Source organism: Pseudobutyrivibrio ruminis CF1b (assembly GCF_000424005.1).
Lineage (GTDB): Bacteria > Bacillota > Clostridia > Lachnospirales > Lachnospiraceae > Pseudobutyrivibrio > Pseudobutyrivibrio ruminis_C.
Map to the genome: position 1 here is coordinate 211535 of NZ_AUJB01000010.1, position 26871 is coordinate 238405.

The window sequence follows — 26871 nt, forward strand, 5'->3', positions numbered from 1 at the left end:
TTGTGTTTTCAAATAATGGTAAAGAAAATGAAGATGAGTAGAAGATATTTAAGATGTGTAGCAGTAGGATTGTTATTTACTCTTTGTGCCGTTCCTTCAATGAACAGTAAGGCCGAGGAAATAACACAGCCGGTAGAGACACCAGTTCAGGAAGTACCTGTACAGGAAGCGCCAGTTCAGCCTCTTACTGAGGAGCAGCAGGCAGAGCTTATTATGCAGGAGCAGTTGGCTCAGGTTACAGCAGAGCAGTCTACACGCCAGCTTGTAATCATCGGAGATTCAAGAACTGTTGGAATGAAGAGCGCAGTTGGAAAGAACGCCAATATCTGGTCTGCTAAGGTAGGAATGGGTCTTGCATGGATGAAGAATGTAGGAGTTCCTTCTGTAGAGGCCAGCATTAATGAGAACACTGATGTGGTTATTCTCATGGGTGTAAATGACGTTCGCAGCTTATCCTACACAGATAAATACGTTTCTTACATAAATGAAAAAGCAGCTGCATGGACTACACTTGGCGCAAATGTTTATTATGTGTCAGTGAATCCAATGGCATTTGAGACAAAGTCTTATCCTGGTATTACAAACTCTCTTATCGAGAAATGGAATACAAAGATGCAGGACGGTCTTAGTGAGAATGTTCACTACATTGATACATACTCAACCATGCTTGGAAATGTAAGTTCAAAAGATGGTATTCACTATAGCAAGAATACTTACAAGACAATTTATACCCTTATCAATCAGGGGATAATAATAGACAAATTAGAGCAGAAGATGGCTAATCTCTGTTAATGATAAAGGTCTACTGATAACATTTATCAGTAGACCTTTTATTTTGAAAAAAAGCTTAGACAAATTAAAGTTTCATGGTATTATAGTTTGGCGTAAATTTATTGACCTAATATTTGTAGGGTAATTGTCTCTGGCAGGATAATTACCAGTAATAGTTGATATAGTTAGAGGAGTACTAAAATGTTAGAAATCAAAAACCTTACCTACAGGGTTGATGATGAGGGTGATTCTACAAAGGAAATCATCGATGGTCTTGACCTTACTGTAGAAGATGGCAAATTCATCGTTATTACAGGCCCAAACGGTGGTGGTAAGTCTACACTTGCAAAGCTTATCATGGGCGTTAACCAGCTTACATCAGGACAGATTATTCTTGATGGAGTTGATATCTCAGAGAAAAATATTACTGAGCGTGCAAAAATGGGAATCAGTTTTGCTTTCCAGGCACCAGTTCATTTCAAGGGAATCAGAGTAATTGATTTACTTCGTCTCGCAGCAGGAGAGCACATCTCTGTTGCAGCAGCATGCGAGTACCTTTCAAAGGTAGGCCTTTGCGCTAAGGATTATGTTGAGCGTGAAGTAAATGCATCACTTTCAGGTGGAGAGCTTAAGCGTATCGAGATCGCTACAGTTCTTGCACGTGGAACAAAGCTTTCAATCTTCGACGAGCCAGAGGCTGGTATCGATCTTTGGAGCTTCCAGAACCTTATCAAGGTTTTCGAGAACATGAGAAAGACAATCAATGGTACTATCATCGTCATCTCACATCAGGAGCGTATTCTTAACATTGCCGACGAAATCGTTGTTATTGAAAACGGCAAGGTAAAGAAGAAGGGACCTAAGGATGAAATCCTCCCAGAGCTTCTTGGTACATCATCTGCAGCCAACATGGCATGCGAGAAGTTAGGAGGTGACCAGTAATGACTCTTGATGCAATTCAGAAGAACATACTTCACGAGGTTGCTGACTTAGACAGCATTCCACAGGGTGCTTACAATATCCGCGCCAACGGAACTAGTGCTGGTCGCAACACTACAGCAAACATTGACATTGTTACAAAGGAAGATAAGCCAGGTATTGATATTATCGTAAAGGCTGGCACAAAGGGCGAAAGCGTTCATATCCCAGTAGTTCTTTCAGAGAGCGGACTTAAGGATATGGTTTACAATGATTTTTACATTGGCGATGACGCTGATGTTACTATCGTAGCTGGTTGTGGTATTCACAACTGTGGTGATCAGGATTCACAGCATGATGGTATTCACACATTCCACGTTGGAAAGAATGCCAGAGTTAAATATGTTGAGAAGCACTACGGAGAGGGTGACGGTAAGGGCGCTCGCATCCTTAATCCTGTTACAGAGGTTTACCAGGAGGAAGGCAGCTACGTAGAGATGGAGATGGTACAGATTAAGGGTGTTGATTCTACACTTCGTACTAATCTTGCAGAGCTTAAGGATAACGCTACACTTCTTATCCACGAAGCTCTTATGACTCATGGTACACAGACAGCTACTTCAGATTACAAGGTAGTTCTTAACGGTGAAGGTTCCAGCGCTGACGTAGTTTCTCGTTCAGTAGCAAAGGATGAGTCAGAGCAGATCTTCGAGGTATCTATCGAAGGTAACACAGCTTGTAACGGACACGCTGCATGTGATGCTATCATCATGGGCAACGCGCACGTTGTAGCTATTCCAAAGCTTGATGCTAAGAATGTAGATGCAGCTCTTATCCACGAGGCAGCTATCGGAAAGATTGCTGGAGATCAGCTTATTAAGCTTATGTCTCTTGGTCTTACAGAGGAAGAGGCTGAGGAGCAGATTGTAGCTGGGTTCCTTAGATAATATGTTGGGAATCTGTCACCGAAGGTGACCGATGAGGGGTAAAAACCTCATACTGTCCCATAGTGAACAATCTAAGAATTTAATATCTATTCTTTGTGTATTTTAGTTTTTAACCCTCCAAAGGTGTTAGTATAAGAGTGCTCACCTATGGAGGGTTTTTATATGGCTATTTCACCTATTCGTGGAGTAAATTCATATATGTCTACCGCAAGTATTCAGCCTATGAGTTATGCAGTAGAGAATGAAGCAGAGGTTTCAGATGTATTTGCTGCTGAGGTAACAAAAAACACTGCTGGTGTAAATGGAGCTAATCCTGTTCAATATCCTAATGCCAATGTAAAGACAGAGTCTATTGAAAAGGAGCAGCTCATTGATCCTACAGCTATGCTGGAGCAGAGAAGGAGAACTGCAAGTGCATTCAATGAGATTGCATCTCAGTTCAGAACAGCCAACACAGGATATAGCAAGGCAGGTATCGGAAATTCCTACGGACTTGCAGGAAATAGATTTGATGCTTTTGCTTAATTAAATAATGAATGGCATCTGAGGCAAGAGCAAAGGCTCTTGCCTCTTTTATGTATTTATTGTGAAATTTTAACCAGCTTTGTTGAACTGTGAATTTACGAGAACTATAATCAAGCTGAAAAGGGTCCAATTTGGACGTTAACAATGAATGGGGGTGAATTTTTTTATGATCAGCTTTCTAGTTTGTTTAGCAGTACTCATCGGTGGCTACTTTGTTTATGGCAGAATTGTCGAGGGTATTTATGGCCCTGACGACAGAGAAACTCCTGCGGTACGAATCAACGATGGTGTTGATTTTGTAGTAATGCCTAAATGGAAGCTGTTCCTTATCCAGCTTTTAAATATCGCTGGACTTGGACCTATCTATGGTGCATTAGCAGGTGCTCAGTGGGGTACATCAGTATTTTTATGGATTACACTTGGTACTATTCTTGCAGGTGGTGTTCATGATTTTTCTGTAGGATTTATGAGCATGCGTCATGATGGTGCAAGTGTTTCTGAGCTTACAGGAATTTATCTTGGAAACATAATGAAGACTATTATGCGAATTTTCAGCGTTGTCCTTCTTGTTATGGTAGGTACAGTTTTTGCAGTTGGACCAGCTGGTTTGATTTCACTTTTGATTGGTAATCACGGAGGCACTGGTCTTCTTACTAATACATATTTCTGGCTTGCAATTATATTGATTTATTACTTCATAGCAACATTTATTCCAATCGATAAGATTATTGGAAAGCTTTATCCAGTATTTGGTATTTGTCTTTTAGTAATGGCTGTTGGTGTTGGAATTGGTATCGTTACTCATGGCTATACAATTCCTGAGATTCAGTTATCAAATCTTCACCCAGCCAATACACCTATATGGCCAATGATGTTTGTATCAGTCGCCTGCGGCGCTATTTCAGGCTTCCATGCAACACAGTCTCCACTTATGGCACGTTGCTGTAAGACAGAGAAGGAAAGTCATATGGTATTCTATGGCGCTATGGTATGTGAAGGTGTAATCGCTCTTATTTGGGCAGCAGCAGGTAGTGCAGTTTATGCTAGAACTGGCGGATTGACAGTAGGATTAACAGAGATGCTTGCAAATGGTCAGGCAACCTGTGTATATGATATTTGCACAAAGACAATGGGCGGAGTAGGAATCATTCTTGCTATGCTTGGTGTTATTGCATGTCCTATTACTTCAGGCGATACAGCATTCCGTTCAGCTAGACTTGTTATTGCAGATTGGTTCAAGATTGAGCAGAAGCAGTATCGTAATCGTTTATACATCTGCGTACCTCTTCTTGCAGCAGGCGCATTAATCAGCCAGTTAAATTATGGTGTAATTTGGAGATACTTCAGCTGGTCTAATCAGACACTTGCTATGATAGCTCTTTGGACAGCTTCAATGTATTTATATAAGAATGCAAAGAATTATTGGATTACAGTTGTACCTGCAACCTTTATGTCAGCGGTATCAGTAACTTATTTCTTCTGTGCACCAGAGTGCTTACATTTATCGACAGCGATAGCTTATCCAATCGGACTGGTAGCAGCACTTGTATTCTTAGGATTATTCTTCCATGCAACTGTTGAACATCATGAGTTCTTTAAGCATTTTCATTTGTTCCATCATACCTAAAGGACAGGTGATGTAGATAAACAGAACTAAATAGTTTGTTAGAAAGGGGCCATAGAGATATGGCCTCTTTTTTTTACGAAAATAATAAATCTTGCAAAATATCAATAGCACTTTAAAGTGATAAATCAATATGGTACAATCCAAATATTATGTGGATGAAAATGTTGCTGTGAATAGTAATATGTATATCTGCGATATTTGGAGGAGAATAATGGACAACAAGAAGATTGGCTACAAGGACGTATTCACTCAGACTGAATATGTCAAAATGATGTTTGCAGCACTTATTAACAGATTTGGTGATTCTATTGATGCAATTGCCAGCACATGGATTGTTTATCAGCTTACCAGCTCTGCAGCATGGTCTGCTTTGATTTTCGGTATAAATAATCTTCCTACAGTAGTAGTGACTCCACTTGCAGGCGCATGGGTAGAGGGACGAAACAAAAAGAGAATAATGATAGTGACAGATTTAATTCGAGCAGTAGTTGTGGCTACTGTCGCTTCGCTGTTTTTACTTAATCTTTTGCAGCCATGGATGTTACTTATTTCTACAATTACTATCTCAACGGCTGAAGCTTTTAGAGGCCCAGCAAATACTGCTATAACCCCGAACATACTTGACGAAGAAATGTATGAATTTGGGATGTCATTAAAGGATTCATTATCCCAGATTGTTCAGCTTATTGGTTTGGGCTGTGCTGCCGGAATTATAGCGCTTATTGGCATCTCAGGTGCATTATATATTGATATGGCTACATTTATCATGTCAGCTGCAATAATAATATTCGTGAATACGAAGGAGGCAGTTACTGAAAAAGTAGCGTTTAATGCAAAGAACTATGTGACTGACCTTGTAGAAGGTGTTAAGTATGTTTCAAAGGAAGCAGTTATTGTGTTCTTCTTGTGGTTCTCAGTATTCATTAATGCAGTGTTAGTACCACTTAATGGTTTACAAGCACCAATGGTAGAAGAAATTCTTCATAGTGGGGTAGAGGCATTATCAGTTTTCTCAATTGCATTTACTGTAGGTATGCTTTTGGGAGCAGTGGTATTTCCATATGTATCAAGGATATTGGGAAATGTTGCAATATTTTGGGGAATGGGAATTATGATTAGTGGATATTATATACTTTTGGTAGTATTACAGCCATTGTATGTAAATCAGTGGGTGACATATGCGATATTATCGGTATTATCAGTTCTTACAGGTATGATAATAGCCATAGCTAATTCAATGACTAGTGTAGTATTTATGAAAAAAGTTAAGAAGGAATATATCGCCAGAGCAGCAGCTATCGCTACATCGGTTTGTGTTGCAGCTATGCCAATAACATCATTCTTAGTTAGTGCTGTTGTTACAGTAGTATCAGTCAAGACAATCTTTATTGTCAGTGGTGTTTTGGCATTTCTTGTAACAGCGCTTATGTCTAGAAAAGCATATCTTCTTAGTGATGATGAACCAGCTTCAGCTATATCATGTGAAGAGTCAGTTGAAACTGATTTAGAAGTTAATTCAATTGAGGAAGCCATATAAACTATAAAGGGGCGGTACATTATGTGCCACCCCTTTTAAATGATTATTTATTCTTATAGTAGTTGTCTAATGTAGACGAGAACCATCTTCCATTAAGAACGTTTTTACCCATAAGGTCCTTTACATCATCTGAAACAATATTGTCTGAGTTCATCTGACCAATAATCTTTCCATATGATGAAGAGACATTTTCAAGAGAAACAATAGCGTTATTAGCATCAGCATCAAGGACTAGTGATACAGGATTAGAGCTTGTCCAATTGCTCCACTTATCTAAGCCAGCGCCATTTGGATTGCCAGTAGCAATAAAATTTGTAAGATACTGATCAAATACATGCGCCATATTCTGGTAGCCTGTAGCACTAAAATCAGCAAAGCTTCCGTAAGAATGATTATCTGTAAGCATAGGTACAAATATTCCATGGAAGGAACCCATTAATGGTATTCTGGTTGCACTGTTATTGCTACCGTATCTTACCTGACAGAGGTACATGTTGTTTTTATATTTGCCATACATTTCTTCAGCAGAGCACTGTGCATTGAAGATTCTGTACATTTCTGAACCGTACTCAATAGAATATGATTTAGCAAGATCCTGAGTTTTTGCATCAAAAGCCTTCATATCAGCTCCTGAGAAATATCCATCATACGCAGAGAATAAACTGAATTCTGTCTCACCTGTAAGCATTAATACAGGAACATTGTTGAACTTAGTTGTCTTGAAGCCTTCTGAAGGAATGACAACATCATCAGCATATAAATGAGGGAACACGCTCATTCTGATGCCTGCGTTTGACATAAGCTGGCAGAGACGGTCAGCACCGATTCCTTTCATGTATGTAACTACAGCTGGGTCATTAGATAATAACCATGTTTTAGCTGTTTCTATATCAGCAAATAAGCCATCCTCTACTGCTAAAGGAGCAACAGCTTTAGCCATGATTTCTGCACTTTCGTCCTTGTCAGCGACTGTCATACCACCTGAGTAAACTACAGCCTTATCAAATTTGCCTTCGAAAAGTGGGCTGATAAGCATAGCCATTACATCACGACCACCTGCAGAGAATCCTGACACCGTGATGTTATTAGGATTTCCACCGAACTGTGCAATGTTATTTTTCACCCAGTCGAGAGCCATTGCGATATCCAACATAGCATAGTTGCCAGTAGAGCCTTCTGTTGTATGGAAAGCTGGGAGTGCATTAAATCCAAGAATTCCAAGACGATAGTTAAGAGAAACATAGATGCAATTTTCATCTACAGTAATTTGAGTACCGTCAATCTCTGTTGAGCTTCCAGTCTGATTGTTTCCTCCGTGGATATAAACCATAACTGGAAGATTTTCTGCATTGGCTGGAGCATAGACATCAAGGTTTAGACAGTCTTCAGAACCAGAGACTACTGTCTTTCCAGTTGCATAATCCTTTCCGCTTTGGATAGCCTTATTGCCAAGCTTTGAGCAATCTAATGGTGTAGCCCAGCTTGTAGGAGCAGTAGGAGCAGCCCATCTTAAATCACCAGTAGGTGCAGCAGCGTATGGGATAGAATACCATACATTACATGTGTCGGTGCTGGTTCCTTTAACAGCACCATATTGTGTCTGTTTTACAAGTGATGTAGCAGCTACGTCTTTTTCAACGCTAATGGTTGCTTCTGGAGCAGCCAATACTGTTAGACTCGAGCTGCTAACCATTGCAATGGCAAGTGATAATGCCATAATTCTTGATAACCTCTTTTTCATTTTCTTCTTCTCCTTTTTCATCCCAAAAAGTTTTTATGAGATGAGTATAGGGGGTGGTAGTAACTACCATGCAACTAAAAATACGCTAATTGAATTTTAGTAAAATTGCCGATATAATTGTGAATCATCATTTTAGAGGAAAAGAAATGAAAAAAAGATTCTTATCAATCGGAGATTATTCCAAAAAAGTGGGAGTCTCTCCTGAATTTCTCAAGTTTTATGAAAAGAAGGGATTAGTATCACCGGCTTGGAAGGACGACAGGTCCTACAGATACTATGCTGACTATCAGGTGACCCATTTTATGGAATACCAGCAGCTAAGCAGGATGGGGGTATCCTTAGAGGATGCTAAGGGAATCCAAGAGCATGCCAGTCTCGAAGAAAGACTTAATATCTATAAAAAAGCCTGCGAGGAAAAGAGACAAGAACTGGAGCAGATGGAATTATTCCTAGAGCAAATAGAGGATACATCATTTGCTATCGAAAACATCGCAAACAATAGAGGCTGGAGAATTGCAGAAGTACCGGTATCCTATTTTGTATATCCAAAATCCTTCGAGCATAAAGAATCTGTTAAGAATCCTGTATGGAAAGACAATTTCAGTATGAATATCACACAGTATGTGAAATTGAAGGACCGTAATTGCGATAGGCTAGAGGAAGGAAATTTCGAGCGCCTTTGGGGCGCTGTGCAGCCTTTTTCAAACATCATTTACAAAGAAGCCAGTAATAACCCTAATAATGAAATAATGGTTGTGGGCGGAGTAAAGTGTTTTGTATATGAACATGCCATTCCAACAGACTATGATGAGTCAGGGAAGCTGAGTGATAAGGTATGGGATTTATCTGAGCCACTCAAAATCCTGAAAGACAATGGAATGAAAAATAAGGGAGTTGTATGGCAGAAACGACTATGTGTTAGCCATGAGGCAGATGGCGAGTTTTTGCAGGTGCAGACTACAATACCAATAGAATAAATGGTATTATAAAGATACTGTGGATATATTTTGAGAATAAATGGGAGGTAAGCATGAGCAAAGTATTATTATTTATGGCAGAGGGGCACGAGGAAATCGAAGCCCTCACAGTAGTAGATTTACTTAGACGTGCAGGAATCGAGATAGAGACAGTTTCAGTTACCAGCAACAGAATGGTTCCAGGAAGTCATGGAATAGTAACTGTCTGCGATCAGCTTATTGAAGAGGTGGATTTCAGCACAGCAGACATGCTTGTGCTTCCAGGCGGTATGCCAGGTACACTTAACCTGGAGCTTTGCCAGCCTCTTATGGAGCAGGTTCATAAATTTAATAACGCAGGAAAGAACATTGCAGCTATATGTGCAGCTCCAACAGTATTTGGTAAGGCAGGACTTTTAAAGGGAAAGAAAGCTACCTGCTACCCAGGTATGGAAGGCGATTTGGATGGCGCTAATGTTTCAACTGACGAGGTTTGTCATGATGGAAACATCATCACCAGCCGTGGACTTGGAACAGCTATCCCATTTGCGCTTGAGATAGTTAGAACCTTCCAGGGTGATGCAGCAGCTGATAAATTAGCAAAAGCAATTGTTTATAAAGGATAGGAAGAGGAAAGAAATGGAAAGAATAAAGAGTTTCACAATCAATCACAACATTCTTACACCAGGATTTTACATCTCACGTGTAGATGATGGTGATATCATCACTTACGATTTACGTACACGTAAGCCAAATGCAGGCGACTACATGGACAATGCTACAATGCATTCAGTTGAGCATATGATTGCTACGTATATACGTAATTCAGAAATCGCAGACCACGTAATCTACTTTGGACCAATGGGATGCCAGACAGGATTTTACCTTGTAGTAAAGGGCGTAGATTCAAAGAAGACCTTCGAGGTTGTTAAGAAGGTATTTGAGCAGACTGTAAACCATGATGGAGATGTATTCGGAAAGTCTGCAATCGAATGTGGTCACTACGAGAACTTGGATATTTCGTTAGCCAAGACAGAGTGTGCACGTTATCTGGAAGTTCTCAATTCTTGGGATAATATGGAGTTTAGTTACCCAGAGTAAACTATAAATAGCTGGTAATTCACAAGCTCTTAGGTTTCCTTAGCGAATCGTGTTAGATGAGCGGGGAAACACTAAGGCTTGTGAATGTAACCAGCGAGAAAAGGAGTAGATTATGACATTAGGTATTATTGGCGCAATGCAGATGGAGATTGAGAACCTCAAACCATCTATTAAGAACCCTACATTAGAGACAATCAGCGGTGTCACTTTCATCAAAGGCCAGATTAATGGTATCGATGTAGTTGCAGCAGTCAGCGGAATCGGAAAGGTATTTGCAGCTGTTTGTACAGAGATTATGATTCTTCATTTTGGTGTTGATCACATCATCAACATTGGTGTTGCAGGTACACTTGTAAGAGACCTTAAAGTTCTCGATGTAGCTGTTGCAGAATCAGCTGTACAGCATGATATGAATACATCAGCTCTCGGAGATCCAGTTGGTCTTATCTCAGGAATCAACGTAGTAAACTTTGAAGCAGATAAAAGGCTTACTCAGATTGTTTGCGATGTTCTCAAGGATAAAGGAATTCCTTATCAGACAGGTGTAATCGCTTCAGGTGATATGTTTGTAGATACAGACAAGCAGAGAGACAGAATCCGTCAGAACTTCAAGGCTATTGCATGTGAGATGGAAGGTGGAAGTATTGCTCACGTTTGCTATATCAATGATGTACCATTCACACTTATTCGTTCTATCTCTGATGGAGACGGCAGTGCAATGGATTACAACACATTTGCAGGCAAAGCTGCAGAGCAGTCTATAAATATTGTTTTAGATGTGATTGCAAGAATAAAATAATAACAATAAAAAATATGATAATAAACGCCGGTTAGATAAATTTTTAACATAATTCCATAAATGTATATAAGCTCATTGCCTGTTGTGCAATGAGCTTATTTTTTGTATGATGACTGTATTGGGTGGGTGAATGTTATGCATAGCATTATTAGAAGATACAATGATCTTAAAATAGGCAAAAAGCTTATTATTATATTTTTACTAATATCTATAATACCTATTATTCTATTACAGGTATTTCATTTTACTAGTGTCAGGAAAACTATGACCTCTCAGGTGGATGAAATCATCCAAAGTGATTTAATTCAGATTTCAGAGAGAACCAATCTCAGCTTAGAAAACTATACCAATTTAATGTATCAGATATATGTGGATGAGAATGTTATCGACCAGGTAATGATACTGATGAACGGTACCCCTACAAGACGGGCGGCGGCTAAAAGCGATATTAGAGAGTTGCTCCATAGATACACAAGTGTGGTAGAAGGAGTGCGTTCTATCAGCCTGGTGTGTAAGAATGGGGAGTCGGTAACATACGATTTTGCTACAGATTCATCTATGTATAATATATGGAATCGATTTAAAGATATGAGAATAGCGCCACCATATCTGGATGCGGAAAGCAAATCAGGGATGGTTATTACTCCTAGTATGAAGTTTGATGAAAATGGAGTAAAAAAATATTATTTTCATATATCAAAACGCTTGTACAACTTTGACCAGTTGGAGAAGGGCAGCATAGCAACTGTCATAATGACTGTTGATGAAGAGGTTCTAAATACAATATGTAATTCATCTAAGGAGAGCAAAACAGGAATTAACTTCATCTTAGATGACGCTGGCAAGGTAATCTCATATCCTAGTGAAGCTTATGTAGCAATGAGCACTGGGGAAAACTTAGAAGCTTTCGTACGAGAAAGTGGATATTTACAAAGTAGCCATAATATAGGAATCAATAAATACAAGGATGAATCCACAGGGTGGACATTCGTAAATGCTTATGACACAGATGAGATGCTAAAGGATGTTAGAAGGATTCAAATAATAACAGTGTTAATAAGCTCTGTTATTATTATGGTAGTGGGATTGATTATTTTTTACACCACAAGGACCTTCAACAAATCCGTAAATACGATAGTGAAGGGAATGCAGACTGTTCAGGCAGGTGATTTGGACAAACGCATATCAGTAAAAAGTAAGGATGAATTCGGAACAATCGCAGCTAACTTCAACATAATGACAGCCAGGGTAAAGGAGCTATTGCAACAAATATCATCTGCTAAGGATAGGCAGCGCCATGCGGAACTAAAGGCATTAGAAGCCCAGATAAATCCACATTTTTTGTATAACACACTGGATACAATTAATTGGATGGCAATTGAGCATGGGGAAAATGAAATCAGTAAAGCACTTAGTAACCTGGGGCTAATATTAAGGCATTCAGTGAGCAAGGTGGAGGAAAAGACGCCTATAATTGCAGAATGTGATTTCCTTCAAAGATATTTGGATTTGCAGCAGATTAGATATGAGGGGGCATTTAAATATGAGATTAACATGCAGCCGGAAATAAAGAATTTTCATATTCACAAGCTGCTTATCCAACCATTTGTAGAGAATGCTATATTACATGGATTTGAAGGAATAGAAGAAGGTGGAATGCTTTCTATAAATATGGACATATCAGAAGATAATAGGTTCCTTCAAATAAGTATTGCAGATAATGGGAATGGAATTGAGGAAGAGCTTGTTAACAAAATGAATAATCGAGATGCAGTTATCAATGATGACAACATAGATAAAGCGGGGTTAGGCCTGAAAAATGCATTTTCAAGGCTAGTAATGTATTACGGAGGTATGGCTCATTGGAATATTAATAGTGTGGAGAAAATCGGAACGGAGATAACATTGTATATTCCTAAAAGTGAGTGTGAGTAGGTATGAATATAGTTATAGTTGAAGATGAAATCAAAATAAGAAATGGGTTATCCAGATTATTATCTAGCTATGGGGAACATGAAGTAATTGCCAAGGCGAAAAACGGTAGAGAGGGATTGGAAACCATAGAAAGCCTTCATCCTGATTTGGTATTCACTGATATTAAAATGCCAGAGATGGATGGACTACAGATGTTAGAAGAAATAAAAAATCGCCAGATAAAATGCCATAGCGTAATACTTACAGGCTATGCAGAATTCGATTATGCCAAGCGTGCTATCACCTGCGGAGCTGATGATTATTTGCTTAAGCCGATTACCGTGGATGCGGTAGACGGGGTGCTAAAATCCATCTCTGCCAAGATTAGTGCCGAAGCCACAAGAATAGATGCAGACCCAGCATCTTACATTAGAGCAATAGTTTCTGGAGCTCTTGAAAACAATGATGAAAACATAGGTAAGGCTGAGCGGATTTTTGAATTATCAAAAGGATATGAATTATGCTTTTTAAGAGGATATAGCACAAGCGGATGCTTAGACAAGACTACCGTTATGGAAAAGTTTAAGGAATATAAGGGCTTGTATGTATCTGAAGATAATAAGGATTTGTTCATGCTTTATGATAAGTCTACCGGAAAGTATTCATCTGACGAGGAAATAGTAGCCATGCTTGACCGCAGAATAGATGTTGTTGATTGCCTAAAGGATTCTGTGTGGTATGTGGCAAGCTTGTCCAGCTTGAAGGAGCTAAAGGATATTGCTCTTCAATCTGATAAGAAATTTTTGGATGGAGAAATGGCAGGAACTAGAATTGTAGAAGACGGTAATAATATCGTATATACGGATTATAAATATAGTAAAGATACTGAAAAAGAAATAGAAAAAATACTTGTGAATAATGATGAGGAAGGCTGGCAAAAATGGAGTGATGGCTTTGCCAAAGGATTCATAGGAAAAGCCTACGATCCATATTCTGTAAGAAGTGCATATCAAAGCCTTGCAGGGTTTATTTTGCAGCTTGCCATTAAAATATGGCCTGATAAAGGCAGACAGATTAGGGAGTTAGATACAGTAGAAAAGATATCAAGGGCAAAGCTGTTATCTGAAATAAAGGAATGCTTGGACGAGTCGGCAGCAGTAGTGTTTGCTGGTGAAGCTACCCGTGATGATATTCACAATTATACTATACTAAAGGCAATAGCCTACATCAGAGAAAACTATGCTAACAAGATTTCCCAGGAGGAAGTAGCAAATTATTTGTCTATAACCCCAGAATATCTAAGCACTCTTTTCCATAGAGAAATGAATAAGAATTTCTCTTCATTTGTTAATGAGTTTAGAGTAAGTCATGCTAAGCGCCTGCTTACAGGCAGCAATCTGAAGATATACGAGATTGCAGAACAGGTAGGTTTTACAGATACCAAATACTTTAATAGAGTATTTAAGGATATAGAGGGAGTATCACCTAAGGAGTTTAGAGAAAGATGAAAAAAGGTCTGAAACTAATAACACTGGCTATGTGCATGGCAATTACAAATACAGCCTGTGGAAGAAGTACTTCTGATGTGGAAAACACACCTGATGAAAAAGAACAATTGTTGATATGGTCTTACTATGAAACAGAAGCACAGGCTAATGGGCTGGATAAGTTAACAGCCAGCTTTAACAAAAGCCAGGACAAATATCAGGTGTCATGGGAGTATGTTCCAATGACAGAATTTGACAAGAAAATCTCCAGGGCATATACAGAACAAGAGCTTCCAGATGTGGTAATTATTGATAATCCTGATATGAAAAAATTCATTCAGCTGGATATGTTTGAAGATATATCTGAGTATGCCAGTACCCTTAATCTAGATACAGATTATTATGAGGCATCTGTAGATACTATCAAATACAATGATAAATACTACGGAGTTCCGTTTAACAGCAACAATGTTTGTTTGATATATCGAAGTGATTTGTTAAAGGCGGCAGGTGTTACATCACCTAAAACCTGGGATGAGCTTAGTGAAACAGCAAAGCTATTATCAAAAGATGGCTCCTACGGATTCTTGATGAGTGCCATGGATTCTGAGCAAGGCTCATTTCAGTTATTGTCATGGGTGATGGCTGCCTCTGATTCTGATACACAGCTTACCAGGGAAGCAATCAGTGAATCCTATGATTATTTAGCAGGACTTATAAAAGATGGCTGTATGCCGGCGGATTGTCTTAACTACAGCCAAACAGATATTGCAAGAAGATTTATAGAAGGGGATATAGCTATGATGGAAAACGGACCATGGGTTTTTCCTATGCTAGATGAAGCAGGAATTAGCTATGGCCTTTCATCTATGCCTATGAATAAAAGAAATGCAGTAATACTAGGTGGAGAAAACTTAGGAATAATCAAAGGTAAAAATGTAGAAGGCTCCATTGAGTTTATAAAATATTGCATGGAACAGGGCGGAACGGAAAGATTCTGCAGCGATGCAAATCTACTCCCATCCAGAATAAAATCAGCAAATAAAATAATAGTGGATAATCCTAAGCTGGAAATTATTAGTCAGCAAATGAATTATGCAATTCCTCGCACAGGAATAGAGGGATATTCCAGAATATCCAAGCAATTACCTAAGAGCTTTGCAGATGTAGTGACTGGAGAGTTAACACCAGATGAAGCGGCAGGTAAAACCTTGAACTAAAATTAGGATGAATTTTTTCCACCTTTTTTAATTTATTAGAATTTTTTAAAATCAAAACCTCTCTTAGAATACTTATATAAACAAAGGAGATACAAAGTATCTCGGGGGTAAGTATTCGAAGGGAGGTTTTTTATGAGATTTAAGAAAGCCGTATCAATGGCATTAGCAGGTGCAATGGCAGCGTCACTTATGGTAGGCTGCGGTAGCTCAGGAAGTGGAACAACACCAGATGCTTCTAATTCAGGGGAAGGAACACAGACAGCACAGGCAGGAGACAAGCAAGAGGTAGTTATTTGGGATTACTTTGAGACAGATGCTCAGAAGAAAATGATGGAATCCCTGATTAATGGATTTAACTCATCACAGGATGAATATGTAGCAAGTCATACTTATGTACCATTTGCTGATTATGAGAAGCAGTTAACACTTGGTATTGCATCTGGCGAGCTTCCAGACGTAGTTATTCTTGATGGTTGCGATATGTCATCATTCATTGCTATGGATTTGTTCGGTGATATTTCAGATGCCAACATAGATTGGTCAGAATACCTTGAAGGTCCAATGAATTCTACAATGATGGATGGCAAGCATTATGGTCTTCCTTTTGCAACAAACTGTACAGCTCTTTTCTACAATAAGGATATTCTTGATGATGCAGGAGTTCCTTATCCAGATGAGAACACTACATGGGACGAATTCCATGAGATGGCTAAGAAGCTTACAGATTATGGCGTAACAGGCTTTGGTAATGCAGCAATCGGAACAGATGAAGGTACATTCCAGTGCCTACAGTGGTTATACACAGCAGGAGGTTCTTACACAGATATCGAAGCTGGTAAGGATGCATATCAGCTTATGCAGGATATGATTAACGACGGCTCTTGGTCTAAAGAGTGTGTAAACTGGGCTCAGACAGATGTATGTAATAACTGGAAAGCAGGAAACATTGCCATGATGCAAAATGGTCCATGGCAGATTCCTGGTATCGAAGCAGATGCTCCTGATATGAACTATGGTGTAACTGTCCTTCCTAAGAAGGATGCTTCAAGCGGCCAGGCTACATCTATTCTTGGTGGTGAAAACATGGGCGCTGTTAAGAAAGACAACATGGAAGGCGCCAAGGCATTCCTTGAGTACTACAATCAGACAGATGTTATGGTAGATGCAATGAAGCAGTATGGTTCATTCCCACCTAAGACAGAGGCAGCTAAGGATAGCTATTGGACAGATGATCCTATTCAGGCAGAGTTCATTACACAGCTTGAAACTTCTATTCCAAGAGGACCTTCACCAATTTGGCCTTCATATTCAAATGCAATTCAGACTGGTTTCCAGGAAGTACTTACACTTGCTAAGTCGCCAGAACAGGCGGCAAAGGATACACAGGCAGCAGTTGATGCCGTTAAGTAAGAAGTAACATTTGGCGGGGAAGTAATTCCCCGCCATTTTTAGAAATAGTTATTTTGGAGGGATGTTATGATTTCTAGAAAAAAGAAGTTGAATGGACCAGGGAAAATGGGATTTTTGTTTTCTCTTCCAGCAGTAATCTATATGCTTATCTTTGTTGGATATCCCACAATTTCAAATATCATTCTTAGTTTAAAGAATGTTAATGTCTTTAATTTTTCAAGACCAGAGGCCCAGGAATTTATTGGTCTTTCAAATTATGTAGAGTTATTTACAGACGCTAATTCTGTAATGAGCCGTGCTATTTTGAATACTTTAATATTTACTGTAGCTTCAATCTTTTTCCAGTTTATTATTGGATTTATACTTGCATTATTATTTAGTAAGAAGTTTCCAGCATCAGCATTTTTCAGAGGTGCAACAATGATATCCTGGTTGCTTCCAGTTACTGTAGCAGGTCTTTTATTTAAGTTTATTTTTGCAAGCTCAGGTGGTATAGCAAACCAGCTATTAATGCAATTGCATATTATTAAAACACCTGTTGATTGGCTATTGAATGGCCCAACTGCTATGGTGGCTATTGTAGTTGCGAATATTTGGATTGGAATTCCTTTTAATATGATGTTACTGCTTACAGGTCTAACAACTGTACCAGCAGATATTTATGAAAGTGCAAAAATCGATGGGGCCAATAAGCTTCAGACTTTGTTTAAGATAACAATTCCAGTGATTAAACCAGCAATCATGTCTGTTTTAACACTTGGCTTCGTATATACCTTTAAAGTATTTGACTTAGTTTGGGTTATGACTAAGGGTGGACCAATCAATGCAACAGAATTGGCTTCAACATACGCTTACAAGCTGTCATTTGAACAGTTTGAATTTAGTAAAGGCGCAGCTTCTGCAAACATTCTATTTTTAATTCTATTTGTAGTAGGAATGTTCTACATCAAGCTAATAAATGCAGAAGAGGAGGTAATGTAGGATGAAAAGAGAAAGAAAAGAAAACACCATAAGCTTTATCATTGGAGTGGTGATATTCGTTATTCTTATGTTTCCTCTATATTGGATGATTGTTACAGCACTTAAAACGCAGGTGGAAATCTTCCAGGTTCCTACTCCACTGTGGCCTAAAAACCTTACACTAGAAGCTTTCCAAAGCCAGTTTTCTGAATCATCAGCAACAATGAAGGGCTTTAAGAATAGCTTTCTTATAGCGTTTTCTTCAATGGTAATATCAACAGTATTATCTATTCCAGCAGCATACGGTCTTGCAAGATTTAGATTTAATGCCAAAAAGCTGCTGATACTGTTTTTTTTAATGATGCAAATGTTGCCATCTACACTTATTTTGACACCACTGTACATTATGTTTTCAAAAGTGGGATTATTAAATAATTACTTAGCGCCAATCCTTGCAGATGCGACTTTGGGAATTCCCTTCTCAATCATCATTCTTCGTACTTATTTCCTTTCTATACCAAAGGAGCTAGACGAGGCAGCGGCAATAGATGGCTGCAATCCGGTAACATCATTTTTTAAAATAATGTTGCCGATTGCAAAGCCAGGTGTGATTGTAGCAGCGGTGTTCTCATTTGTTTATGCATGGGGCGATTTGATTTATGGAATCACATTTATGACAGATCCAAATATGAGACCAATCACATCAAATATTTATAATTATGTTCAGCAATATCAGACACTTTGGAATGCGACTATGGCATTTGGACTTGTAGCAATCTTCCCAATTGTGTTGATATTCATATTTATGCAGAAATACATTGTTAGTGGACTTACAAACGGAGCAGTAAAGGCATAGGGGGAATAAATGAAATATAATGCAAATTCATCAATTCCAATCAGCGACATAAAAATCACTGATGAGTTTTGGAATAAGTACAGAGATTTAGTAGGAAAAGTAATCATTCCATATCAGTGGGATGTTTTAAATGACAGGTTAGAGGATGTTGAAACCAGTCATTGCATTGAAAATTTTAAGATAGCGGCAGGTTTATCAAATGGGAAATTTGAGGGAGCAGTTTTCCAAGATACGGACCTTGCAAAATGGTTAGAGGCTGTTGGATTTTATCTGGCAGCCTATGGCTGTGATGAAAAGCTGGAAGCTATGGCAGACGAAGCTATAGATTTAATCGCAAAGGCGCAGCAGCCTGATGGATATTTAGATACATTCTTTATCATCAATGCGCCGGATAAAAAATGGAAGAATCTATGTGAAGGCCATGAATTATATACTGCAGGCCATTTTATGGAAGCCGCAGTTGCTTATTATGAAGCTACAGGCAAAAGAAAAATTATAGACGTAGTATGCCGCTTGGCGGACTTGCTATGTGATGTTTTTGGTAAGGAAGAAGGTAAATGCCACGGATACCCTGGACACCCAGAAGTAGAAGTAGGCCTTGTAAAACTTTACAGAGTGACGGGGGAGAAAAAATATCTGGATTTGGCAAAGCACTTTATTGATATAAGAGGTGTAGGAGATAACTATTTTCTTGAAGAAGAAAAGCAGGAAGATTATGAGAGAATCTTTCCAGAATTCATAAATTATGATCCTAGCTACAGTCAGTCCCATCTTCCAGTAAGACAGCAAAAAACTGCAGAGGGACATGCTGTTAGAGCAGCTTATTTGTATAGTGCTATGGCAGATGTAGCTGTAGAAACAGATGATAAGGAACTGTTAGATGCCTGCAAGGTGCTTTGGGATGATATAGTTCACAGAAGAATGTATGTCACAGGAAGCATAGGCTCATCAGGTTGGTTGGAAAGATTTACAACCGATTATGATCTGCCAAATGATTGTAATTATTCTGAGAGCTGCGCATCCATCGGACTGGCTATGTTTGGAAAAAGAATGGGTGAAATCACAGGGGAAGCTACATATTTTGATGAGGTAGAAAGAGCATTATATAACACAGTATTGTCGGGAATTGCTATGGATGGAAAAGGCTTTTTCTATGTAAATCCTTTGGAAGTTTGGCCAGCTGCATGTATGGACCACACTTCAAGACTTCATGTAAAGAGCAAGAGACAGAAATGGTTTGGCGTGGCCTGCTGCCCACCTAATATAGCTAGAACACTTGCATCTTTGGGACAGTATATAGCATATAAATCAAAGAATAAGCTTTATTTGAATATGTATGTTTCATCTAAGATAAAGGCAGAGGTTTCAGGCAAGGAAGTCAGACTTGATATTAAAAGCGAAATACCTTGGAATGGCAAAGTATCAGTTCATGTAGAATCAGATGAACAAATGAAAGGAACGCTTGCACTAAGGATTCCATATTATGCAAAGAATCCAAAAATCAGCGTTAGCGGAGCAGGGCTTGATATGAAACAGGATAAAGGCTACATCAACATAACCTTGTCTAGTACAAGTATGGATGTAAGCTTTGAGTTTGATATGCCTGCAAGATTTGTACATTCAAATCCAAAGGTTAGAGCAGATGTAGGCAAGCTTGCAATCATGAAAGGACCATTAGTGTATGCCTTAGAACAGGTAGATAATGGGGATAATCTAGCCAACATTTTTGTGTCCGGTAAAACAAAGCTGCAGGAAGAATTTGACAATAACATCTTAGGGGGAACAACTAGAATAACATTCAACGCTCAAAGGATAAAAGAAGAAGGATGGGATTCTGGTAAATTATATGGTGAAGTGGAAAGTGATTTTGAGGAGGTGAAATTAACAGCCATCCCTTATTGTTATTGGGGAAACAGACAGAAGAATGAAGAGATGTTAGTTTGGATGAAGGAGAAGTTTTAATGTAGTAGAAAGGAGAATTAAGGGGGACAAATGTCAAACACGAGAATGAAGAAAAAGGTTCTGTCACTTGCACTGGCTACGATTACAGCATTTACAACTTTGCCAGGGAGTATGGGGACAATCGATGTGCTGGCTAAGGAAGATAAGGCAACAAGTCAAACAAAGGCGACAGAGGAAGCAGATGGAAGCTACACATTATCCAATGATTATTTCTCTGTAAACATAGGTAAATACGGCCAGATTAGGAAGCTGTATATTGTGGGAGATAAATATCCTACAAACTATGTGATGAACGAAGAAAATGCTCCTGCTCAGGGGGCTAGCAGCACCCACCAATGGATGGGTGAGCTGATGCTTGCAACTAAATTTGGTGATGGTGAATATAAAGAAGGATACACAAGCCAGTCCGACTCTGATAGAACCATCACGCTTAATGATAACAAGGTAATAGTTACATACAGCGGAAAGGCAACTGAAGCTAAAGGAATAAACGGTTATCAGGTAGAGGAAACCTATACTCTTGTTAATGACAGGATAAAGTGGGATATCGAAATAGAAAACAAGAGCGATGAAGTTCTTACAGTAGGAGATTTAGGACTTCCTATTACATTTAACGAATACTGGTCTGGTGGAGATGAAATCTACGAAACAAGAGTAGTAGACCACAGCTTTGTGGGAAAGAATTCTTCATACATATATGCTATACGCCCTAGTGGACAGGGACAGTATGTATTACTTACTCCAGATGACGCAACGGATGCCAGTTTTGAATATCAGGATCACTGGAGAGTAGAGGAAAGAGCAGCTAACGAAAAATCATGGTGTCAGGACCAGGATGGATGGGCCAGTGGCCTGAATGTTTTCTATATTCATTCAGATGTTATAAAGAAAACTAATCGTGGTTACCTTGATAACACATCATTAAAGTTAAAGAAAGGCGAGTCAAAGAAGTATTCTTTTGATTTTAGTCCAGTTGATAATGAAGAGGATATGAAGTCTACCCTTTATGAAGAGGGAATTATAGATGCAGTAGCTGTTCCAGGTATGACCTTTGCCAAGAATATGCCAGCCAAAATGTATCTTCATACAAAATATGCTGCTAAGGATTTGAAGGTAAATATCAAATGTCCTCATGAGTTGAATCTATTTGATGATAATAAGAATAGTGTCAGCAACAATCTTCCATGTGAAAAAAGCGAAGCTGGCACTTATGCAAAGTACGAATCTACAAAGCTAATCGATGGAGAACAGTATCATATATACGATATTTCCTTTGATGATTTAGGTCAGAATGATGTAGTGGTTTACTATGACAATGGAACAAAGGAAACTGAGCTGCAGTTCTATATCATGGATGATGTAAGCGAGGCTTTGAACACTCACTCTCAGTTTATGATAGACAAAACCCAGTGGGATGCCGAAGGAGAGCTTTATGATAAGGTATTTGACGATTGGATGATGGACACCAAATCAAAGCGCGGTGTTTTCAATGGCTATTGGGGTTGGGGCGATGATTGGGGATTGACCCACGGTGAATATATCGCAGAAAAGAATGTTTACATCCCAGTAGAAAAGGAAATAACTGCAATTGATGAATACCTGGATACTGCTATATGGCATGGACTTATGCAGGAGCATCAGGAGGATTACCTTATCCACGATTTCCAAATGAAGGAACCCAATGATACTCCTACATACCGTGGCTATGCATATCCTCACATCTACAACACCTACTATTCAATGTACAAGATTGCCAGCAAATATCCTGACATTGTAGAGTACATTGAAGATAAAGATACCTATCTACTTAGAGCATACAACATAATGAAGGCTCTTTATACAGACGGGGTGTATTACAACTGGTCAACAGGTGTAATGGGAGAGCTTACTACCCCTGACATTATCGGTTCATTAAAAGCAGAAGGATATACCGATGAGGCTGCTGAGATTGAAGATATTATGGTAAGAAAATATAAGAATTTCTCTAGCACAAAATATCCATACGGCTCAGAGTATTCATACGATAATACAGGTGAGGAAGCTGTTTATACGCTGGCAAAGCTTAATCTGGGAACAGATGAGGCAAATGCCCTTAGCATGATGCAGAAAATTGATTTGAAGACTAGAGCATGTAGAGGTCTTCAGCCTGTATGGTATCACTACGCTAATCCTACCACTATCTGTGGCGAAAGCTGGTGGAACTTCCAGTATACAGCAGCACTTGCAGGATATTGCATGGATGATTATTTGCGACTTGAAAATAATGGATTAAATTCAGTAGATTCTGCCAAGGCAGAAAGAGTTAATTATGCTGCAAAGCTTGCAAATCTTACATGCATCAATTCAGGTCAGATAGATGCTGACCCAGAAAATATAGGTACCGTTGCCTGGACTTATCAAAGTGAAATGGGAAATCTAGGCGGACAGGGAACTGGCGGTGGAAAGATTCACAACGGCTGGAGACAGATGGCTGGTGAAGCAGATTTGGGACTTTTTGGAGCGCTTCAAATTCTTTCCGCAGATGTAGCAACAGACCCAGTATTTGGTTTATTTGGTTACGGCTGTAATGTGGCTGATAATGGAGATAGCTATTCTATAAAGCCGCTTGACGGATTGAACACCAGATTAAACCTGATAGATGATGGTTGCTATGTAGAGCTTGATAGAGACAGATACGTAAATGCGATAATTACTAAGGATTGCAGTGATGTAAAGCTTACTGTAACAAATTTAGAAAAGACAGAGCATAATACAGATATTAACTTAACAGGATTTGCAGATGGTTGCTACACCATTCTTGTTGATGGTAAAGAGCGCGGAACATTTAAGGCAGCAAAGAATCAGACTGTGACAGTGTCAGTTCCTCTTGGAAAGAAAGATACATCAGAGGTTGAATTTAAGATTGGAGCAGCTGCAAAGAACACAGCTCCAATTGTAGATGCAGGTAATGATATTGAAACATATCTTCCAGAAGTAGATGGAATAGATGAGGCTACAATAGTCATTGACTTCAATCTTTCTGCAAATCAGGAGAATGGAACAAGACTTATCGAATTTGGTGATTTAGATGAAAACTACTTGTATGTGAGCTTCAAAGGAAATAATCAGTTAAGCATCGCTGCTACTGATATGAAGTCAAAGAAGCTGAAAACAGTGGATACCGTATATGCGATAGCACCAGAATATGATAAGAAATTAGTATTAACAAATGATAATGGAAATATTGCTGCTTACCTTGATGGAGATAAGATTGCTACATTAGATTCAGGCTTTGTATTTTCAGATTTAGGAGATGCTCAAAGAAACTATCTGGGACGCTCTCACGAGGAATCTATTAGCTTCCTAAATGGAAAAATCAAAGGCTTTAGTATGTATTCAAAAGCATTTGATGAAGAAGAGATTTCAAAGCTTTTTGGAGATTTGAAGGATAGAGAAATTGTATCTATAAAGGATGCAGCAGTTGTAACTAAGATAAACGAAGCACCTAAACTTCCGAAAGAAGTTAGCGCCCTGTATTCAGATGGCGTATATAGAAATGTGGAAGTGAAATGGGATGAAGTATCTGCAGAATCTTATGGTGCTAAGGGCGTGTTTACTGTAGAAGGTTCAGTAGATAAATCTACAGTTAAGGCCAAAGCTAATGTTGTTGTAGTTGATGGAAAAGAGGTAAATCTTGCAGCGTATGCAACACCTAGTGCTATCGTAAACACTCCACAGGATTTAGGTGGTGTAGCTGGTTTAAATGATGGTTATGACCCATCGGCATCAAACGATACTTCACATGGTGTATGGCACAACTGGTTAGGAGGCGCTCAGGGCGCACCAGCATGGGTAACATACACATGGGATGATGAGGTTATCATCACAGGTCAGGACGCATATTACTTCAAGGATAATGGTGGTAATTTCTCACCAGCAGCTGTAAAGCTGGAGTATCTTGAGGGTGATGAGTGGAAGGAATGCGATATAGTAGAAGGTCTTGGAACAGAACTTGATAAATACAACACTACAACAATCAAACCTATTCAAACAACAGCACTTAGAATGACTCTTAATCCTAAGACATTAGGCTGTGGTGTAATTGAGTGGAAAGTATACGGATTTAAGGAAGGCGCTGTTGATAAGTCTGGATTAAATAGTGCTATTTCAAGAGCTGAAAAGATTGATCCATTCTTTGTTAAATCAGGATATGCTGATATGAAGTCTATTTTGGCAGAGGCTAAGGAATTGGTTGCAAAGATGGGTGTGTCTCAAAAAGAATTAGATGAGATTGCCGACAGACTTAATAGTGCAGTTAATTCCCTGGATATGGATACTAATCTGGCTTTAGATGCTTCAGTTTCAACAAGCTATGTTTCTAGCTGGGAAACATTAGGTGCAGTAAATGATGGCGTTTCATCATCTGCATCAATGGAAAAACCAGCTACTGGTGCCTATGGTTCGTGGGGTAACACATCAGAATACGAGACCATTACATACACCTGGGATAAAAAGATAAGCATTAGCAAATCAGCTATTTACTTCTGGAAGGATAATGATTCTGAGGAAGTAGTGGGAATTCAATTCCCTAAGAATTATACCATTAGTTACAAGGACGGTGATGATTGGAAAGAAGTAAAGGATGCATCAGGCTATGGCCTTGAAGCTGATAAATATAATGTTACATCCTTCAAACCTGTTATGACTGATGGATTGAGGATTCAGTTAAATAAGAAGGAAGCTAATAACTCTGGTGTAGGTGTAATTGAATGGGCTGTCCTAGGTGGTGAGCCAGTGGAAGAAGAGCTTGAAGAGCTAGAAAAGGAAGATGTGGAAGAATTGCTAGAAAAGGATGTGGAGTCAGAAGAAAAGAAAGAAGAGAAAGACTCTGATATCGAAGAAGCTAGTAAAGTACCTACCGAAGAAGCTACTGAAAAAGATGCTGAAACAACAGAGGAAAACACAGATGAAGTTGAATCTGTCACAGCAGAGGATTCTAAGCTGAAAGTTACAACAGATGAAGTAGTGCCAGAGGAAAAGCTGACAGAATTAGAAGTAGCTACAGGAACAAACTTACTTTTAGGAGCTGTTGCAACTACAAGACTAAGAGCATCTGCTATTGATGATGGATATCCTAATTCTTCATTAGAATACAAGTGGACAGTAAAGAGCAAGCCAAACAATGCAGCAGTAGCTATAGACAAGGATAATCAGGCAATCACTGATGTAAGCTTTAATCAAGCTGGTAACTATGTACTTACACTTACAGTCTCAGATGGAGAACTTTCATCATCTGATGATATTAAGATTAAGGTTGCAAAAGGTGATAAGCTACCTGAAAAGCTTTGCGAATATGATTTTGGGGAAAAGTCATTAGATAAGAAAGCTAGATTAGTTAAGGATATCAATGATACTGGATATGATTCAAGCTATAGCTACAATCCAAATCCTGTATTTGCAGCAGTGGATGGAGTAAGCTTTATTGACATGGCAGGAGGCTTCTGCGGATATGTTAAACTTACAGATGAATTAACAAAGGGCAAGATAAAAGAAGACAAAACAAAGGAGCCTATCATTAATCCAGTTAATCCTTTCAAGCCATCGCAAGGTGGAAGCACTGGTACCACACCAGTTAATCATGAGGTAAACAAAGCTGTAAGCCCAGCAAAGGACATCACAGTAGTTGATACTCCTAAGGTGCCTGCTGCTGGAAACAATAAAGTTGCTAAAACAACTGATAAGGTAAAGGCAGCTAATAGCTCTAAGCAAAAGCCCGAAGCTGAAAGCAGCGTAGATGAGAAATTAGAAAATAGTAAAGATTCTACATTGGAAGATTCGGCTGAGAGCACATTAGACGAGAATAATGAGCAATCAGAAGAAATCATATCTGATGAAGAAACACCTACTACAGGCGAGAAAAAAGATAGTAATGCAATTCTGATATTAATACTCGTTGCACTGGCACTAATTCTTGTAAGTGGCGGATATGTAGTATTCGCAAAGATATTGAAAAAGGGCAATAAGTAATATAGAAAGACCTATTTGGTGATAAATGCCAAATAGGTCTTTTTCAGATTGCAGGTTCACTATATCTAATATCTCAAATAAGTAATGAATAAAAAGCCTATACAAAAAATAATTAACATTACTTAGGTTGACAT

Annotated in this window: 19 protein-coding genes; 18 read left to right on the forward strand and 1 reads right to left on the reverse strand. The window is 38.8% G+C overall.

Translation table 11 applies throughout. From position 1 onward, the window contains the following. The first annotated feature begins 33 nt into the window (after positions 1–33). From G592_RS16170 to G592_RS16180, 6 genes are all read left to right on the forward strand, one after another. On the forward strand, positions 34–792 hold the full coding sequence (locus G592_RS16170; protein ID WP_196801834.1) for an SGNH/GDSL hydrolase family protein: 759 nt from the start codon (positions 34–36) through the stop codon (positions 790–792). A gap of 180 nt (positions 793–972) precedes the next feature. Beyond that, positions 973–1713: an ABC transporter ATP-binding protein gene (locus G592_RS0109560; RefSeq protein WP_028247627.1), complete on the forward strand. Its 741-nt coding sequence runs from the start codon at positions 973–975 to the stop codon at positions 1711–1713. Next, positions 1713–2636, forward strand: a complete 924-nt coding sequence (locus G592_RS0109565; protein ID WP_028247628.1) for a SufB/SufD family protein — start codon at positions 1713–1715, stop codon at positions 2634–2636. The genes G592_RS0109560 and G592_RS0109565 overlap by 1 nt, the downstream gene beginning before the upstream one ends. A 162-nt stretch (positions 2637–2798) precedes the next feature. After that, complete coding sequence (locus G592_RS0109570) at positions 2799–3161, forward strand: hypothetical protein (protein WP_028247629.1); 363 nt, start codon at positions 2799–2801, stop codon at positions 3159–3161. A gap of 166 nt (positions 3162–3327) precedes the next feature. Further along, the gene (locus G592_RS16175; protein WP_036952465.1) at positions 3328–4788 is read left to right on the forward strand and encodes a carbon starvation protein A; all 1461 of its coding nucleotides are present in this window, start codon (positions 3328–3330) and stop codon (positions 4786–4788) included. Between the two features lie 211 nt (positions 4789–4999). Continuing rightward, positions 5000–6325 carry an MFS transporter gene (locus G592_RS16180; RefSeq protein ID WP_081660375.1) on the forward strand — a complete coding sequence of 442 codons (1326 nt, stop codon included), beginning with the start codon at positions 5000–5002 and terminating at the stop codon, positions 6323–6325. A 43-nt stretch (positions 6326–6368) separates the two neighbouring features. Here the strand turns inward: G592_RS16180 and G592_RS0109585 are convergent, their stop codons facing one another. Then, positions 6369–8066, reverse strand: a complete 1698-nt coding sequence (locus tag G592_RS0109585) for a carboxylesterase family protein (RefSeq protein ID WP_028247630.1) — start codon at positions 8064–8066, stop codon at positions 6369–6371. Positions 8067–8212: 146 nt separating this feature from the next. Here G592_RS0109585 and G592_RS0109590 point away from each other — a divergent pair, with 146 nt between their 5' ends. From G592_RS0109590 to G592_RS17060, 12 genes are all read left to right on the forward strand, one after another. Further along, a complete protein-coding gene (locus G592_RS0109590; RefSeq protein WP_028247631.1) occupies positions 8213–9043 on the forward strand; it encodes a MerR family transcriptional regulator in 831 nt (276 codons plus the stop codon). A gap of 53 nt (positions 9044–9096) precedes the next feature. Next, positions 9097–9648, forward strand: a complete 552-nt coding sequence (locus tag G592_RS0109595; protein ID WP_028247632.1) for a DJ-1 family glyoxalase III — start codon at positions 9097–9099, stop codon at positions 9646–9648. Between the two features lie 13 nt (positions 9649–9661). After that, complete coding sequence (locus tag G592_RS0109600) at positions 9662–10123, forward strand: S-ribosylhomocysteine lyase (RefSeq protein WP_028247633.1); 462 nt, start codon at positions 9662–9664, stop codon at positions 10121–10123. 112 nt (positions 10124–10235) lie between these two features. After that, positions 10236–10922, forward strand: a complete 687-nt coding sequence (locus tag G592_RS0109605) for a 5'-methylthioadenosine/adenosylhomocysteine nucleosidase (protein WP_028247634.1) — start codon at positions 10236–10238, stop codon at positions 10920–10922. 264 nt (positions 10923–11186) lie between these two features. Next, positions 11187–12857, forward strand: a complete 1671-nt coding sequence (locus G592_RS0109610; protein ID WP_176754487.1) for a sensor histidine kinase — start codon at positions 11187–11189, stop codon at positions 12855–12857. A 2-nt stretch (positions 12858–12859) separates the two neighbouring features. Continuing rightward, positions 12860–14344, forward strand: coding sequence for a response regulator transcription factor (locus G592_RS0109615; RefSeq protein ID WP_028247636.1), 1485 nt, complete (start codon positions 12860–12862; stop codon positions 14342–14344). After that, positions 14341–15543 carry a sugar ABC transporter substrate-binding protein gene (locus G592_RS0109620; RefSeq protein WP_028247637.1) on the forward strand — a complete coding sequence of 401 codons (1203 nt, stop codon included), beginning with the start codon at positions 14341–14343 and terminating at the stop codon, positions 15541–15543. Before G592_RS0109615 ends, G592_RS0109620 begins: the two co-directional genes overlap by 4 nt. 132 nt (positions 15544–15675) lie before the next feature. Further along, the gene (locus tag G592_RS0109625) at positions 15676–16953 is read left to right on the forward strand and encodes an extracellular solute-binding protein (protein ID WP_028247638.1); all 1278 of its coding nucleotides are present in this window, start codon (positions 15676–15678) and stop codon (positions 16951–16953) included. Positions 16954–17019: 66 nt separating this feature from the next. Further along, a complete protein-coding gene (locus G592_RS0109630) occupies positions 17020–17934 on the forward strand; it encodes a carbohydrate ABC transporter permease (RefSeq protein WP_330362040.1) in 915 nt (304 codons plus the stop codon). Between the two features lies 1 nt (position 17935). After that, complete coding sequence (locus tag G592_RS0109635) at positions 17936–18769, forward strand: carbohydrate ABC transporter permease (protein ID WP_028247639.1); 834 nt, start codon at positions 17936–17938, stop codon at positions 18767–18769. 9 nt (positions 18770–18778) lie between these two features. Then, positions 18779–20731: a glycoside hydrolase family 127 protein gene (locus G592_RS0109640; protein ID WP_028247640.1), complete on the forward strand. Its 1953-nt coding sequence runs from the start codon at positions 18779–18781 to the stop codon at positions 20729–20731. 30 nt (positions 20732–20761) lie between these two features. After that, a complete protein-coding gene (locus G592_RS17060) occupies positions 20762–26737 on the forward strand; it encodes a DUF5695 domain-containing protein (protein ID WP_081660376.1) in 5976 nt (1991 codons plus the stop codon). Positions 26738–26871: the final 134 nt, after the last annotated feature.